Origin of the sequence: Nocardia vinacea NBRC 16497, assembly GCF_000308835.1 — a bacterium.
Taxonomy (GTDB): Bacteria; Actinomycetota; Actinomycetes; order Mycobacteriales; family Mycobacteriaceae; genus Nocardia; species Nocardia vinacea.
On sequence record NZ_BAGN01000375.1, the window covers coordinates 1 to 15,029 of the forward strand.

16 protein-coding genes and 1 pseudogene are annotated in these 15,029 nt (G+C 64.5%); 14 read left to right on the forward strand and 3 right to left on the reverse strand.

Annotated elements, in window-relative coordinates; translation table 11 throughout:
* The 4 genes from ON44_RS34925 to ON44_RS34940 all read left to right on the forward strand — a co-directional run.
* Window positions 1-372 (forward strand): sensor histidine kinase (locus ON44_RS34925; protein ID WP_040698631.1); only part of this gene is annotated, 372 nt, incomplete at its 5' end.
* The gene (locus tag ON44_RS34930) at window positions 369-1,061 is read left to right on the forward strand and encodes a response regulator (RefSeq protein ID WP_040698633.1); all 693 of its coding nucleotides are present in this window, start codon (window positions 369-371) and stop codon (window positions 1,059-1,061) included. The genes ON44_RS34925 and ON44_RS34930, both read left to right, overlap by 4 nt.
* Window positions 1,062-1,119: 58 nt before the next feature.
* Window positions 1,120-1,830, forward strand: a complete 711-nt coding sequence (locus ON44_RS50780; RefSeq protein ID WP_040698635.1) for a hypothetical protein — start codon at window positions 1,120-1,122, stop codon at window positions 1,828-1,830.
* A gap of 14 nt (window positions 1,831-1,844) precedes the next feature.
* Entirely contained in the window at window positions 1,845-2,903 is a 1,059-nt protein-coding gene (locus tag ON44_RS34940; RefSeq protein WP_040698637.1) for an FAD-dependent oxidoreductase, read from the forward strand.
* Window positions 2,904-3,021: 118 nt separating this feature from the next.
* On the opposite strand, the gene ON44_RS34945 is transcribed toward ON44_RS34940, so the two are convergent.
* Window positions 3,022-3,297, reverse strand: a complete 276-nt coding sequence (locus tag ON44_RS34945; RefSeq protein ID WP_157187431.1) for a hypothetical protein — start codon at window positions 3,295-3,297, stop codon at window positions 3,022-3,024.
* A gap of 574 nt (window positions 3,298-3,871) precedes the next feature.
* On the opposite strand from ON44_RS34945, the gene ON44_RS34950 reads away from it, so the two are divergent.
* The 8 genes and pseudogenes from ON44_RS34950 (at window position 3,872) to ON44_RS34975 (ending at window position 11,877) form a co-directional block, all read left to right on the forward strand.
* Window positions 3,872-4,282 (forward strand): nuclear transport factor 2 family protein, encoded by a 411-nt coding sequence (locus ON44_RS34950; protein ID WP_085998678.1) that lies wholly within the window; start codon window positions 3,872-3,874, stop codon window positions 4,280-4,282.
* A complete protein-coding gene (locus ON44_RS34955; protein WP_040698640.1) occupies window positions 4,279-5,103 on the forward strand; it encodes an SDR family NAD(P)-dependent oxidoreductase in 825 nt (274 codons plus the stop codon). Before ON44_RS34950 ends, ON44_RS34955 begins: the two co-directional genes overlap by 4 nt.
* Window positions 5,104-5,484: 381 nt before the next feature.
* Window positions 5,485-5,892: pseudogene (locus ON44_RS48885) on the forward strand (IS110 family transposase); the annotation flags it as partial.
* Between the two features lie 570 nt (window positions 5,893-6,462).
* Window positions 6,463-7,044: a nuclear transport factor 2 family protein gene (locus tag ON44_RS34965; protein ID WP_040698641.1), complete on the forward strand. Its 582-nt coding sequence runs from the start codon at window positions 6,463-6,465 to the stop codon at window positions 7,042-7,044.
* Between the two features lie 533 nt (window positions 7,045-7,577).
* Window positions 7,578-7,997, forward strand: a complete 420-nt coding sequence (locus ON44_RS52115) for a hypothetical protein (protein ID WP_157187432.1) — start codon at window positions 7,578-7,580, stop codon at window positions 7,995-7,997.
* On the forward strand, window positions 7,970-8,197 hold the full coding sequence (locus ON44_RS52120) for a hypothetical protein (RefSeq protein WP_157187433.1): 228 nt from the start codon (window positions 7,970-7,972) through the stop codon (window positions 8,195-8,197). The genes ON44_RS52115 and ON44_RS52120 overlap by 28 nt, the downstream gene beginning before the upstream one ends.
* Complete coding sequence (locus tag ON44_RS54205) at window positions 8,173-9,021, forward strand: transposase (RefSeq protein WP_083898317.1); 849 nt, start codon at window positions 8,173-8,175, stop codon at window positions 9,019-9,021. Before ON44_RS52120 ends, ON44_RS54205 begins: the two co-directional genes overlap by 25 nt.
* A gap of 198 nt (window positions 9,022-9,219) precedes the next feature.
* Complete coding sequence (locus ON44_RS34975) at window positions 9,220-11,877, forward strand: discoidin domain-containing protein (protein ID WP_051182769.1); 2,658 nt, start codon at window positions 9,220-9,222, stop codon at window positions 11,875-11,877.
* Between the two features lie 162 nt (window positions 11,878-12,039).
* Here the strand turns inward: ON44_RS34975 and ON44_RS50790 are convergent, their stop codons facing one another.
* The gene (locus ON44_RS50790; protein ID WP_040698645.1) at window positions 12,040-12,264 is read right to left on the reverse strand and encodes a hypothetical protein; all 225 of its coding nucleotides are present in this window, start codon (window positions 12,262-12,264) and stop codon (window positions 12,040-12,042) included.
* A gap of 60 nt (window positions 12,265-12,324) precedes the next feature.
* Between ON44_RS50790 and ON44_RS34985 the strand changes: the two genes are divergently transcribed.
* Both ON44_RS34985 and ON44_RS34990 read left to right on the forward strand, forming a co-directional pair.
* Window positions 12,325-12,951 (forward strand): pentapeptide repeat-containing protein, encoded by a 627-nt coding sequence (locus ON44_RS34985; RefSeq protein WP_040698647.1) that lies wholly within the window; start codon window positions 12,325-12,327, stop codon window positions 12,949-12,951.
* Between the two features lie 329 nt (window positions 12,952-13,280).
* Window positions 13,281-14,495 carry an IS110 family RNA-guided transposase gene (locus tag ON44_RS34990; RefSeq protein ID WP_040698649.1) on the forward strand — a complete coding sequence of 405 codons (1,215 nt, stop codon included), beginning with the start codon at window positions 13,281-13,283 and terminating at the stop codon, window positions 14,493-14,495.
* A 220-nt stretch (window positions 14,496-14,715) separates the two neighbouring features.
* Here the strand turns inward: ON44_RS34990 and ON44_RS34995 are convergent.
* A partial coding sequence (locus ON44_RS34995) for an integrase core domain-containing protein (RefSeq protein ID WP_040698651.1) occupies window positions 14,716-15,029 on the reverse strand: 314 nt, incomplete at its 5' end.

Sequence of the window (15,029 nt, forward strand, 5' to 3'; positions counted from 1 at the left end):
TCGCTGTCGATCACCGGAGTGCCGCGTCCGCTCTCACCTGGCGCGGACCTGACCGCGTACCGGATCATCCAGGAGGCCCTCACCAATGTCACCAAGCACGCGGGCACCGCGGCGGCGACGGTGCGGCTCGTCTACTCCCGTCTGCTACTGACGATCAGTGTCGCCGACGACGGCGGCACGGTATCCGAATCTGTTCGCGGCGAACAGGATTCGGGCAGCCAAGGCTACGGCCTGATCGGCATGAACGAACGAGCCGTCTCCGCCGGCGGGCACCTGCACGCCGGGCGCAGGCCGGACGGCGGCTTCGAAGTCACCACCGAACTTCCGCTCGAGCGACCGGAAATCCCTGACCACGAGGACAAGACATCATGACCATCCGGGTACTGCTGGCCGATGATCAAGCCCTGCTGGCCGGTACCTTCCAGCTCCTGATCGATTCCGCCGAGGACCTGCAGGTAGTCGGCATCGCCGGAAACGGCCGTGAGGCGGTCGAACTGGCCCGAGCGGCCAAACCCGACGTGGTGGTCATGGACATCCGCATGCCCGGCGTCGACGGCCTGACCGCGACCCAGGAGATCTGTGCCGACCCTGCCCTGCGCGAGACCCGCGTACTGATCCTCACCACCTTCGAACTCGACGAGTATGTGGCCCAAGCCCTTCGCGCCGGAGCCAGCGGATTCCTCGGCAAAGACGTAGGCCCCGAAGAACTCCTGCGATCCATCCGCGCCGTCGCCGCGGGTGACGCCCTGCTCTCCCCAACCGCGACCCGCACCCTGATCGCCCGCTACCTCGCCCGCCCCGAAAGCCACATCAGCGCAGCCGAATCCCTCGAGGTCCTCACCGCCCGTGAACGCGAAGTCGTCACCATGGTCGCCCAAGGCCTGTCCAATGAGGAGATCGCCGAGAAGATGTATGTCAGCCCACTGACCATCCGCACCCACGTCCAGCGCGCCATGTCGAAACTGGGCGTCCAGAACCGCGCCCAACTCGTGGTAATCGCCTTCCAGTCGGGGCTGGTACGCGTCGATCCGCCACAGCACGACGGCACCCGCCACCCCTGACGGCCCGGCGCCGCAGCGCACTACGCGACCCCGCTACTGACAAGAAAGGGCTCAGATCGTGCTGAACCATCCATTGCTGATCGCTCCACCAGCACACGCCCCCGGTCGGTACCTGATCCTGCGCCACCGGCCGGCCCGGACGCTGCGGCGCGAAATGGGTGTCCACGCCAGCGACAGCGCTGACACTCTCGTCACCGCGCTGGCGCGGCGGCTGGACTGCGTGATCGACATCGACGTACACCCGTTCAAAGTGCCGGGATTCTTCGGCGCCACGATCCGCACCGCGGCTGTGCCGGTCTCGAAGATGCTGTATTTCGTCGGGACGGTGGGGTGGGTGGTCAGTTTCGGTGCGGTCGCCGCCGCGCACCGTGCCCGCCAGCTGAGCGCCCTGTGGCGCGCCATCCGCGAAAACCGGTTGCTGCGAGGGCTGTTGCGCGATCTGGAAGCCCTGTCACCGCCAGCGCTGACCTATCCCCGCACCGGCTGGACACCGCTGTTGATGCGCCCCCACTCGGCGCTGCTGCGCACCCGCATCGAATGCCGAGACCGGCTGCTGACCCTGAGCCCGCACCTGGGCGAAGGACTCGACACCGCCGAGCGCCAGCACCCCGACATGGTGGCCGCCGCACTGTCGCAGCTGCGGCAACGCCACGACAGCGTGGACCTGTCTCGCCCGACGCGCCCGCTGGCCCTGCTCACCGCCGACACCCTCGGCACCGATCCCCTGGTCGAACTCGCCCGCAGTTACACCCAACTCGCACAGAACTAGAAGGAGAGCCCTTCGTGGTAACCACCATCCTCGGCGGCGGTATCGCCGGTATCGCCCTTGCCGGCGCACTCGCCCACCATCGGCATCCGGTCACCGTGTTCGAACGTCAGCCCGCGCCCGCCACCACCGGGGCGTTCATGTCTCTCGATGGTGTCGCCCACCGCGCCCTCGATGCCCTCGGCGTGCCTGCCGAGGCCCTACGTGCCGCCTCGGCCGCCTGTTCGGGCTTCCGGTTCCACTACCTGCCCGAGGGCGGAAACCGGATCGTGCCCAGCCACGGGCACCGCCTTTACCAGCGCGCCGACCTGATGCGGGTGCTCACCGACTTCGCCAGCGCCGCTGACGCCGACATCCGCTACGACGCCGCAGTGACCGACATCGACCCCGAGACAGGGGCTCTGACCGGTGGCACCGGTGAGGTGTCCGGGCCAGGCCTGGTCATCGCCGCTGACGGCATCGACTCCCTGGCCCGCGCACGCCTCGAACCCGACCGCGACGCCGTTTACGCCGGACAGATCGTGCTCTACGGCAACACCACCGGGCCGGTGGCGCTACCCACTGAGCCAGACCTGTTGCATTTCCATGGTGTACTCAGCGACGGCCCTATTCCGCGGAGCACCTTCGGGCACATGTGGACCGAACCCACGGACAGCGCAGATGGCACGGTGTCCTGGTTCGCTCGCCTCACCCGCGACCCGATCAGTCAGGGCGACATCGGTTTTCACCCGATCAGCGAATGGGCTGATGCGATCCGCGACGCCGACCCCACCGCCGCCGACCTGATCGGCGCCATGCTGGACGCCACCGACACCGTGCACGTCTCCAACTGCCGCAACGTCGAATTCGTCGATGCCCGCCCGCCGGCCGAGCCGATCATCCTCGCGGGCGACGCCGATCACGCCATCTCCCCCGTCGCCGCCCGCGGGGCCCGCGAAGCCATCGAGGACGCGCTGGCGCTGTACACGGCCCTCACCACCGGCGGCCCCCCCGCCGAGGCGATGGCGGCCCGGCGCGCCGCCATCACCAACGACCGCGCGCAGCAGGTCCGCGTCTACACCCGCGCCAGGGCCTGACCCCACACGTGATCTACCTGACCCGCCACCCCCGGCCCCGGACCTCGCGAAGTCCGGGGCCGAGGCATGTCAGCACCAGGACGCGCCGGGCCGCGCGGTCGCCTCCTGACCTGCGCCCCTACTCGGCGACGTACATGCGGTCGAGTACGGCAGGCTCCCACGCCTCCCAGCTCCTGCCGCTGTTCACCACCCATACGCCGGGAAACAACAGTGCCGACGGCGCTTCCGTGCCTGGAGATTTGAGCATCCATCCACCGTCCGGGGTGCCCGCGGGCGTGACCGGCGCACCCCGCTCCAGCAGGCGCATCACGCACACATCGGATTCGTCCCACTGGATCGCCTCCACCACCAGATGACGCACACGGAATCGGTGGGCGGCAGGGGAATCTGGCACAGGAATGCCCCGTCTGTTCGGTGGACGCTCGGCGCTTCCCGTCCTGGAATACGTTCCGGGGCATCAATTCTGAAAGGCCCGGAACGAGATCTGTCGATTCTGTATGGAACCTAACCGATGCGATGCGCGTCCAAGTAGACAGAACAATCAACCACTCGACATCCCCGAGAAGGTGCGTATGGCAGATATAGCTTGCGCGAACCCGTTTGCGATCGTGCCCGATCACGTCGTCGGCGCAGCGAGTACGTCGTGTACCACGGTCGGAGCGCCACCATCCTAACGCCGCGCTGCTCGAAACCAGTTGAGATGGAACGAACCTCATGCCGATCCAGCTTTCCGGACAACCGCCGACCAAATCCTCGGGCGATAAGACGTACCGCAGCTCCGTGCGGGCGTACGTCAGATGACCAAGCACGGTGAAACGCTATGCCCGCGCACCCGAGCCGGACCAACTGCGCCGCCCACCGCAATACCGTGCGTGTTTGGTCGACCCCTACCGCGACCACCTACGTCGGTGCCGCACCGAGCAACCTGGTGTTCCGGTGCTGCACCTGTTCAATTGAGCGAGGTGTTGATGGATCAGGCGCATGTCAGCGATGTACTCATCCGGTACGCGACCGGAATCGACCAGCGGGACTGGCCACTGTTCCGGACATGTTGGACGCCCGACGTCGAGGCCGACTACGGCGAAATCGGAACGTTCTCCGGTGTCGAGGCCCTCACCGACTTCATGATCGCGGCGCATGAGGCGATGGGACCGACGCACCACCGATTGTCCAACTTCGTCATCGATATCGATGGAGACCGTGCGAACGTCCGCTCCTATGTGCACGCGGTTCTCCTCGCTGTTCCCGGCGATCCGTCGAGCTGGATCGACGCAATAGGCAACTACGAGGACGTTTTCGTCCGGACCGCCGACGGCTGGCGGATCAGCAAGCGCGTCGTCCGTATGGCCCGAGTGATGACCGTGGGGAGTGTGTCGTGACCAATTCTGTTGAATTCGAGACGTTCACCCGTCGGTACGGGCAGTGGGCCGTCATCGCTGGTGCCTCCGAAGGTGTCGGAGCTGCCTTGGCCGACCAATTGGCTGCGCGGGGAATCGATCTCATCCTGATTGCCCGCAATGAGTCACTGGTCGAGGCGGTCGCCGCCGGAGTCCGTGAGCGCCACGGGGTGCACGCGCGTTCGCTGGTGGTCGACCTCACTTCCCCCGATATCGGTGCCAGGGTGGCGCAGGCTACCGACGGCCTGGAGGTCGGATTGTTGATCTACAACGCGGGTGCGGCGAACCGCACGGTGGAGTTCCTCGAGGATTCTGTCGAGCAGTCCCGTAAGCAGATCGAACTGGCGTGCACCGGACCGCTCACGCTGGCACGGCTTTTCGCTCCCTCGATGCGCGAACGTGGCCGTGGCGGCATCGTTTTGGTCGGTTCGCTGGCGTGTCTGGCCGGCTCGGCCACCATCGCCGTGTATTCGGCGGTGAAGGCGTTCAACGTCAACTTCGCCGAGGGTCTGTGGTCCGAGCTGCACCCACACGGAGTCGATGTCGTGTGCACGGCGCTCGGCAAGACGGACACCGAGGCAATGCAACGTATGGGTGTCACCCCCGACGCGCAGACCATGCAGCCCGGCGACGTCGCCTGCGAAATCATCGAAAACATCGGCAATGGCCCGGTACACGTTGTCGGAGAAGCGAATCGGTCGATCGCATCCCACATCTGGACGGTGGACCGCCGCCACCTGGTGGAAATGATGAGCGCAGCCTCGAGGCACTTCGCCGACGAACAGGCCGCATCCGGCCACTGAAGCTGCGACAACAGCGAAAGAGAACTATGCGTGCGTGTCTGGCGGACTGGGCCGCAGTTGCGGGCTCATGTTGAACTGCGTAACGCCCAGCGCCGCAAGGTGTTCGGCCCGCTACCCGATCTTCGAGTGGCGCGAGATGATCTTGATCTCGGTGAACCCGGCCTTGTCCGGTATCTTCTTCGCGGGCCTTGGATCAAGGGCTACGGTCGCCAGGCCCGGTATGACTTCTTGCCCCTGTCTGTCGCATGATCCGGGGGTGGTGTCGCCGGGACCTGGTGGCGTCGACGGACCCCTGATGGGACAGGGCTGCTGGTAGGTCTCTCTTCATAACGTGGGTGCCGAGCGTTGACGCCAGATCGGCGGCCGTTCGGTTTCGACGCGATGAGGAAATGCGAAGTGGCACAGGCGTATGCCGTGTTCTGCGACATTGATGTGGGAAAGGCGAAGATCACGCGGTCGGTCTCGACACGAGCGGCAAGCGACTGTTCGATATAGCGCTGCCCAACGACGAAGCCTGGCTACGGACGGTTTTCGACCAGCCCAACACCATCGGCGCCCTACCGGTTACCGTGGCTCGCTTGTGGCCATGACGTGGTCTACCTGACCGGGCTGTCGATGCGACGGATCGCTGACCTGTATCCCGGCCAAGCCAAGACCGACGCCCGTGACGCGCACATCATCGCCGACGCGGCTCGCACCGTGCCGCACACGCTGCGCCGGGTTGATGTTGGCGACGAAACTCTCACCGAGCTCGGTGTTCTCGTCGGTTTCGACGACGGCCTGGCTGGCAGCAACGAGATTCATCTCGAGGTCGGCTGCGAGAATCAGCGCGGCGAGGTCACCACCGTCAGGCGCGGCGGTGGTATTTGCTGCCCACTCGCGCCGAGGCTGTCGAGCTACCTGCCCCTTCCGCACCGGACCTCAACGGGATGGTGGACTACAAGCTGGCGCGATATGACGTGTGAGCAACCGGGAACTCGGTGCTAACGGAACAGCTCGGTGCGAGGTGTGAATCTCATCCCATTGAGCGATATCGCGGCGGCACCGTCAAATCGCCTTCCAATGAGCGGGACGCCACCGCACGGATCCTCGCGAGGGATCGGGTGTCGATCCACCTCTCCCACTTCCCGGACCAGCGCCTCCAACCGCTATCTCCAGCAGTACATTTCCGCGGCGCGCTCACAACGTCGCTGGCTATGGCCATTCTAGTCGACGCCTGTGACGAGGCTGCAGGCGCAACCAATCGCCCCTGCACGCCCCACCAGAAAGAGGAGAAGAAAAAATATGTCGTTAGAAAATCGCCGTCGGTTACGGGGCCGAGCGGGCGGGTGGAAGCGGTCCGGCATACTGTGCGGCGCTGTGGCGTTCGGCGCGGCGACATTGCTCGGTACCATCGGTGTCCCGACCGCCAACGCCGAGTCATCGGGTCCGATGCCCTCGTGCTATTCGCAACCTGCCGTCTCGGTGCCCGGCGTCGATGCGGTCGAGCAGCTCAAACAAGACTACTTCCATGCCATCGATACCAAGAACTGGTCCGACCTGAGCACACACCTCGCGCCTAACGTCATAGTGGATACCAGCGGCAGTGCCGGCCCCATCTTTCCAGACAGGGATTCGTTCATCGCCTTCCTGGAACTGACGCTTGGTAGCGCTAATACACACCACCAAGGCTACGACCCGCAAATCAAGATGACGTCCGCGACGACTGCTGCGGGCGAGTGGACGTTGGAGGACATACTTATCTGGGGCAATACGTTCGGGGTGCACGGCTACGGCCACTACTGGGAGTGCTATACGCAGATCAACGGTCGGTGGGTGGAGCAATACTCCAAGCTCACTCGTACCCGCATAGATCTGATCAATCCCGATGGCACAGTGATCGAGGCGGACGCTCCGCTCGATGAGGTCGTTCAGAAATTCCATCAAGCTACCGGGCTCTAGCAATCATGCCGTGGTGGGACTATGCCCCGGTTCGGGGCTCAGTCCCACCGCGTGGCGCTGCACGCCCGCCGCACATTGGGCATGGACAATCCGAGTGTGCCAGTCGGTCGGACAAATGCGACGCTCCACCACGAGCCAACGACCGTCAGTGGGGTAGCCGGCTCGTATCCCACCGCCACAATCTTCTCCTCACGTCCAGGCGGATCTTCCACAATCCACACTTGCGAGTTGGCTGGGAGCGTTCGCACCCGCCAGTGGCCCGCTCCACAGCTGCCCGCCGTTCAGTGAGGTTCCGGCTTATATGGATGTCACCGGTTGGCAGGCTGGATGATCACCGGCCGTAGTCTGCCGGAGGTGTCGAGTCGGGGCTGGCTCGTGAGGTTCCTGCCGCCCGTCGGGCTGGCTCACCGGGGGTTTGCGCCCCGGCCCGACACCGGCCGCGGGCCTGACTTAACAGAGACGGGGACACACAGGCCGAAAGCCGGAATGTCGCCTGCGGCTTCCGATATCCGACGAGGAATCAGGAGACGTGGTTGACGGTGGTGATCGGGGTCGACCCGCACAAGTCCGCCCATACGGCGGCAGCGCTGAATGCGGGAACCAACAAGACGCTCGAGATGATCCCGATCGACGCCGCCTTGCCGGAGTATCGGCGAGTTCTGGTGTGGGCAAAGCGATTTCCCGAACGCCGCTGGGTCGTGCAGAACGCGTGGAGTCTGGGCCGGCAACTGGCCCAATGGCTGATCGCCCACGGTGAGATGGTCACTGATGTGCCGTCCACGGCCACCGCACGGGTCCGGGAATTGTCGCGGGGCGGGCGGCGCAAGAACAAGACAATATCGACACGGCTGCGGCTGCCAGTGTGGCGGCGTTACCTGGCGATGCGGTGCCCGTCGAGGCCGAGGGGCCGAGCACCGTGCTGCGGATGCTTGACGAGCGGCGCACGAATCTGACCATGCAGCGCACCCGGACGGTCAACCAGCTGGACGTGGTGATGCGGGAGTTGCTGCCCGGTGGCGTGTCTACCGATCTGACCGCGAACCAGGCCCCCGATGTGTTACGGCGGGTCCGCCCGTCCTCACTGGTGGAACGGCCCGCAAGGAACTCGCCCGGGACCTCGTCGCCGATATGCGGGCTCTGGACGCCCGGCTGAAGGCCAACCAGCCGCGCACACAGGACACCGTCGCCGATTCCGGCAGTAGCCTTCTCGACGTGGTCGGCGTCGGACCGGTGGTCGCGGCTCGGCTGCTGGGCCGCACTGGCCGCACGTCACGGTTCCGCACCGCAGGAGCCTTCGCAGTCCACACCGGTACCGTGCCGATCGAAATCGCCAGCGCCGTGAGGAAAGCACCATGCGAGGAGCTGTTGTCCACGCACCCGGGGTCTCTCGGCGATCGAGCAACTCACGAAGCGTCCCTTTATCCAGCAGCCCCTTCCTGGCTGCGGCGTAGCAGGTCATTTCCCAACATTCAGACCGTAGTGCCGGTTCAGTGGTGCAAGCGGCCCCTCGGTTTCAGCCACGTCGCGAACGTTCGCAGATCATTTCGCTGGTCTTGCAGCGACCCGATCCGTCCACCGCGATCATTGTCGAACGCGCGGACCGGCTGTCACTGTCGGCCCCGGGGTCCGCGAACGGTGCTGCCGTCGGATCGGCGGCCACAGATACACCGACGCGGCCCATGGATGCACGTAGTCCATTGCGTGCCAAGCGGATACGAACTTGCTGGCTCGAAACGCGATGCACGACGGTGCCTTTCGGTGACTACCACGCAATCGCGTCTGCGCAATGCCGAGACCGCCAGTGCCGAGGTCATGCGCGGGCAGTCTTCTGGAAATCCTTCGCGGCCTGTGGCCCTTGCGGGCCACGGCGACCACGTAGCGGTCCTTCCCTCGGGCTCGCCCGATCGTGGTGCCGACCCGCTACAGCATGCGTCTCGGGCACGAACTCTGCTCGGTCGCAGCAGGATACGGTCTTGACCCTCGACGGGCGCGCCATTAAGGTTCTCTCAATTATTCGGCAAATTATATCGAATAATCGATAATCTCCGGCCCCCGCTGCTGTGGCGCTGGCGTACACGCGGAGTTGTCGCCACACGGAGAGGTACGTGGTTGTCCTTGATAGGCAGGTGCTTCGGCCGGGTCGGCGTGTGGGTCAGGGCTTGTATCGCTGTCGCGATGCTTGTGGTCCTTGGGTTGGCGGTTCGGGTTCCTGCGGTCGCGGTACGCCATACTGCCGAGACGACGGCGGCAAATATATGCCCCGATGATGAGGTCGCCGCTGCGCCGGGATGGGCGCCGTCGAGTAGCGAGGTCGACGCCGCCTATGATCGGCATCCCTTTGTGGGCAATGGCTATCTCGGGTTGCGGGTGCCCCCGCGTGGTATGGGCTACGCCGTGACGGACAAGCTGAGTGGTTGGCCGCTGTACACGCCGCGCTATGACGGCGCGTTCGTTGCCGGACTGTACGGTCATTCACCGACTGTCGCGGCGGACCGCGAGGTGGCGGCGGCCATTCCGAACTGGTCGGGCCTCACCGTTGGTGTCGGCGGCGAGAAGTACTCCGGCGCAACACCGTCGGCGCAGATCACGAATTTCGGGCAGACGGTGCACCAGCGGTGCGGGCTGGTACGCACCTCCCTCACATGGACAACGCGGGACGGCGAGGCCACCGACCTGGTGTATGAGGTGCTCACCGATCGCGTCGATCAGCATGTCGGGGCGGTGCGTCTGACGATGGTTCCGCACTGGTCCGGTCAGGTCACTGTCACCGATGTGCTCGACGGCGCCGGGGCGCGACGAATGACGCAGATCGACGGTGGTGCGCGCGGCGAGGACGGTATCGGTATCGGTTTCCGAACTGATGGCACCGCAGTCACCGGTGAGGTCGCTTCGGTATTACGCACGACAGCATCGACGGCACAGCAGGTTTCGCCAGCGCTCGAACTGAGCATCGGCCGGGAGGCACGGTGGGAGGTTCGGTCAGAGGAAACCTACGAGGTGACGAAGTTCGTCGGTGTCGACACAACGCTCACCGCCTCGGATCCCGCGACTGCGGCGTTCGACGCCGCGCGTCGAGCCGCAGACAAGGGCTGGCCGCGGCTACTCGCCGACACGGCAGCGGTGTGGCGGACGCTGTGGCGTGGCGAGGTTGTCATACCGGATGATCCCGAGATCCAGTCTTGGGTGCGCGGCTCGCTGTATTCACTGTATTCGAGCACTAATTCCCAGCAGGACAACAGCATTTCACCAGTTGGGCTCAGCAGCGACAACTACGCGGGCGCGGTGTTCTGGGATGCCGATACCTGGATGTTCCCGACGCTGTTGCAATTCGCGCCCGAGCTGGCGAAAACGGTTGTGGACTACCGGTACAAGACGCTGCCGGGGGCGCAGGCCAATGCACGGCTGCTCGGCTTTCGTGGCGCGTTCTATCCGTGGACCAGCGCCAGCCACGGCGATCTGGCCGAATGTCACAGCTGGCTGCCGCCGCACTGCCTGAACCAGATCCATCTGCAGGGGGACATCTCCCTGGCCGCCTGGCAGTATTACCTCGCTACCGGTGACGAGGACTATCTACGCAACCGCATCTGGCCGGTCATGCAGAACGTGGCCGAATTCTGGGTCTCGCGAGTCACGCCGAATCCGGACGGCAGCTACTCCATCAACAATGTCGCAGGCCCCGACGAATACAGCAACGGCGTACGGGACGGGGTCTATACCAACGCTGTGGCCGCACGTGCCCTGCGCGATGCCGCACACGCCGCCGATCTCCTCGGCGAACCGAGCCCACCCGAATGGACCACGATCGCCGACCGGCTGCGCATACCGTTCGATCCGGTGAAACAAGTCTTCCTCCAGTACGACGGCTATCCGGGCACACCGATCAAACAAGCCGACGCCGCGCTGCTAATCTACCCACTGGAATGGCCTATGTCCCAAGAGGTTTCCGAGCATACGCTGGACTACTACGTCGAACGAACCGATCCCGACGGTCCGGCGATGACCGACTCCATCCACGCCATCGCCGCTGCGGCGATCGGGCGACCGGGATGCGTGACCCAAACCTATCTCGAACGTGCAGTGCGGTCATTCATGCGTGCGCCGTTCGGGCAATTCTCGGAGTCGCGGGGTGTCGGTGGTGTCATGGAGATCCTGAGCGCTCCAGCGTTCACGTTCGTTACCGCGGCCGGTGGATTCCTGCAGTCCTTCACCAACGGACTGCTGGGACTGCGCCTGCGCGAGGACAGGATCCGCATCGACCCCCTGCTGTCGCCGGAACTGAAATCCGGCGTGTCCATACACGGAATGCACTGGCAGGGAAGAACTTTCGATGCCCAGATCGGGCCAGGCAGCACAACCCTCACTCTTACCGAGGGTGTACCGATGCAGGTCGAAACCCCGACCGGCATACACATGCTCAGTAGCAGCGAGCCGTTGACCGTCGCGACACGGCGGCCGGATCTGAAGCACAGCGAAAACCTCGCCCGATGCACATCTGTCACCGCCTCCTCCGAGGAACCGGGCCGATACGCCGCCGCCGCAGTCGACGGCAGCCTCGCCACCGGTTGGGCACCCGAGACCACCCAAGCAAACCTCACCGTCGATCTCGGCACCGACCAACCCATCAGCAGAATCCTCCCGCGCTGGGCCGAGCGCGCACCGATGTACGCAATCACCGCATCCACCGACAACCACACCTGGACACCGGTCACCACCGACCCCGCAACCGGCACAGTGCAACAGTCACTCACCGCCCGCTACCTGCGCCTTCAGGTCACCAGCCCCAAAACCCATCCCACTGTCCAGGAACTGGAAATATCCGGCCCACCACAGTGATACGGACTATCGCTGAGAAGTCTCCGGCGTTGTTCCGCGCTTCTGGCCGGCGTGTGAGTGGATCCATATCAGCGGTTCGCGATGTCAAATTCGAGATAACCGACAGTTGATATGACCTGACCCCATGATTTCGGTCCGGGTGGACCGAACCACGGGGTCCCGTCAGACCGTCTCCGTCGCCAGCAGTGCATCGACGTCCTGTGCGGCTATCTGCGCCTGCCGTACGACGCCGGGCACGGCAGCGATGGCCGAACCAAACTGGTCACCACCCGCGCCACCGACCACGGTCAGTCGGACGGCGATCAACCCGAGCGCCAGGAACATTTCGAATACAGGCAGAACGATCGCGAAGTACGCAAAACTATTCTCCGCGTCATCGCCGAGCACCTACAGCCAGGCGCCGAATATAGCTGGTCGACCAGCGATTTTGATTTCCGCACCGCCACCTTGGAAAACGTCGACTTCGAAAACGCAACCTTCGAGGGATCTGTCGAGTTCAAGAAGACAACCTTCGTCGGGAGCGCCCTCTTCAAGGACGTGGCGTTCGCTGGCACTGCCAGGTTCGAGGAAGCGACGTTCACCGCGGGCGCCTGGTTCGCCAGGGCCGAATTCCGTGACATCACCTACTTCGAGCGCGCGAAGTTCTTCGGCAAAGCCACGCTCGAAGACACCTCGTTCGAAGACGTGAAGTCCATCGCGCCTGTCTGGTTCAACGGTGCGGAGTTCACCGCGGGCGCCTGGTTCGGGGGCGCGGAGTTCGCTGCTGGTCACGCTTCGTTCAACGGCACGACGTTCGGCAACAACTCGTTCGCGGGCGTGACCTTCGCTGGCCACGATTGGTCGGAGTTCAACGGCGACGTCGAGTTCAACGATTCGAGGTTCAACACCTTCGCCCGGTTCAAGGACGCGAAGTTCACCGCTGCTGCCAGATTCAACAAGGCGGAGTTCAACGGCGGCGCCGAATTCACTGACACGGACTTCACCGGCGACGCCGAATTCCTCGGCGTGAAATTCGGGACCGAGCATGTATCGTTCGCCTATCCCAAGCACTGGGGGCCGCCCCTGCCCAGCTAAGCCGAATCGTTGAATGGCGGCGGGGTTTGTTGCCGGGTGGCCTGCAGCATCAACTGAATTTGGATCGAATCGACCCCGGACTCCAATACCGGGTCGCCTCATCGAGGACCCCTAAGTTTGTAGTTGTCCGGGCCAAGACCGCTCGGATGCCCGGAAGCGGCGGGGCGTGACTGATCGGGGACTGGTAGTTGGGTTGCTCTGGCCGGATGGTCACCCCGCCGCTGCGGACGCTCCGGCTGCTGATTGAGACGTGTGGCGAACCGGTCGCTGTTTAGGGGTATGCCAGCGGGGTTGTCCATGGGCGCAACCGCATTCATGGGAGTGGACGTATGGCAGAAGCGGTCGACGCGGCATGGATCGGCATCGACGTCGGCAAACTGCATCATCACGCGGTCGCAGTCGATGCCCACGGAATGGTGTTGTGGTCTAAGCAGATCCGCAACGACCAAGCGGCCATCGAGCAGCTGATCACGACAGCCTCCGACATGGCTCGACAGGTTCGCTGGGCGGTGGACCTGACCTCGGCCTACGCGACGTTGTTGCTAGCCGTTCTGGTCGCTGCCGACCAACAAGTGTTGTTCGTGCCCGGCACGATGGTCAACCGGATGAGCGGCGCGTTCGCCGGCGAAGGCAAAACCGACGCCCGCGACGCCCAGGTGATCGCTGAAACCGCGAGACTGCGCCGGGACCTCACCTCCTTGTCCACACCGAGTGAACTGGTCGTGGAACTGGGACTGCTGACCGGTCACCGCACGGACCTGATGGCCGACTGGGTGCGTGGAGTCAACCGTCTGCGGGACCTGCTGTCACGGGTATTCCCGGCACTGGAACGGGCCTTCGACTACTCGACCCGATCGCCGTTGATCCTGGTCAGCGGTTACTGCACACCCGAGGCGATCCGCAGCGCCGGCGCCGGCGAACTCACCGAGCACCTGCGCACCGCTGGAGCACACCGGCCGTCGATCCGCGGCATCGTCACCAAAGCCGTGGCAGCGGTGAACACGCAGACGATCACCCTGCCCGGCGAAGCGACGGCCGCGGGCCTGATCGCCGACCAAGCCCGGCGACTGTTGGACCTCGATCGGCAGATCAAGGACCTCGACAAGCAGATCACCAACCGGTTCCGTACCCACCCGCAGGCGAGAATCCTCGAGAGCATGCCTGGGATGGGGCCGATCCTCGGCGCGGAATTCCTGGCAATCACTGCCGGGGACCTGGCCGCGTTCGGCAGCGCCGCACGCCTAGCCACCTACGCCGGGCTCGCGCCGGTACCCAACGACTCCGGCCGCCGCACCGGGGTCCTTCACCGGCCACTGCGATACCACCGCAGGCTGCGGCACGTCTTCTACATGACCGCGTTCTCCAGCCTGAAGACCGACGGCCCGTCACGACAGTTCTACCGCCGCAAAAGAACCGAGCGGCAACGCCACACCAAGGCGATGATTGCGCTGGCGCGCCGCCTCGTCGACGTTGTATGGGCTTTGCTGCGCGACAACCGCCTCTGGCAGCCGGACGGGCCCCCAATCCCGGCCACCGCAGCTTGACACAATCATTGAGATCCGGCCAGTTCGACCTGATACCGACCTTGTCACGATTATGCGTGACAGGGCTTGGTGAACGACTTGCTGCGGCGGCAACGAGAGGGGAAATAGTGACCTGGACTGAACTCCATGATTTTGCCGTCGTCGACCACGCAGCGGATATCGCGGCAGATTGCTAGCGGGCACGTGATAATGAATCTCCCCGGGTCCGGTGCACACCTGTTTATCTGTCACCGGCCGGTTTTCCGGCGCGGTGTGCATAGTAGTCGGCTTCGTATTCGACTGGCGGTTTGCGGCCGAGTCGGTGCATCAGCCGGGACTCGTTGAACCACGCGACCCAGTCCGCGGTGAGCATTTCGACATCGGCTAGACGGGTCAACGGCCCACGCCGAAAAGGGGAATCGTCGCGGATCGCTTCAGTTTTATATAGCCCAATTGTGGTCTCGGCCAACGCATTATCGAATGCGTCGCCTACCGAGCCGATCGAGGGAACCATCCCTGACAACAACAGTGTCTCACCCAGGCGCACGGATGTGT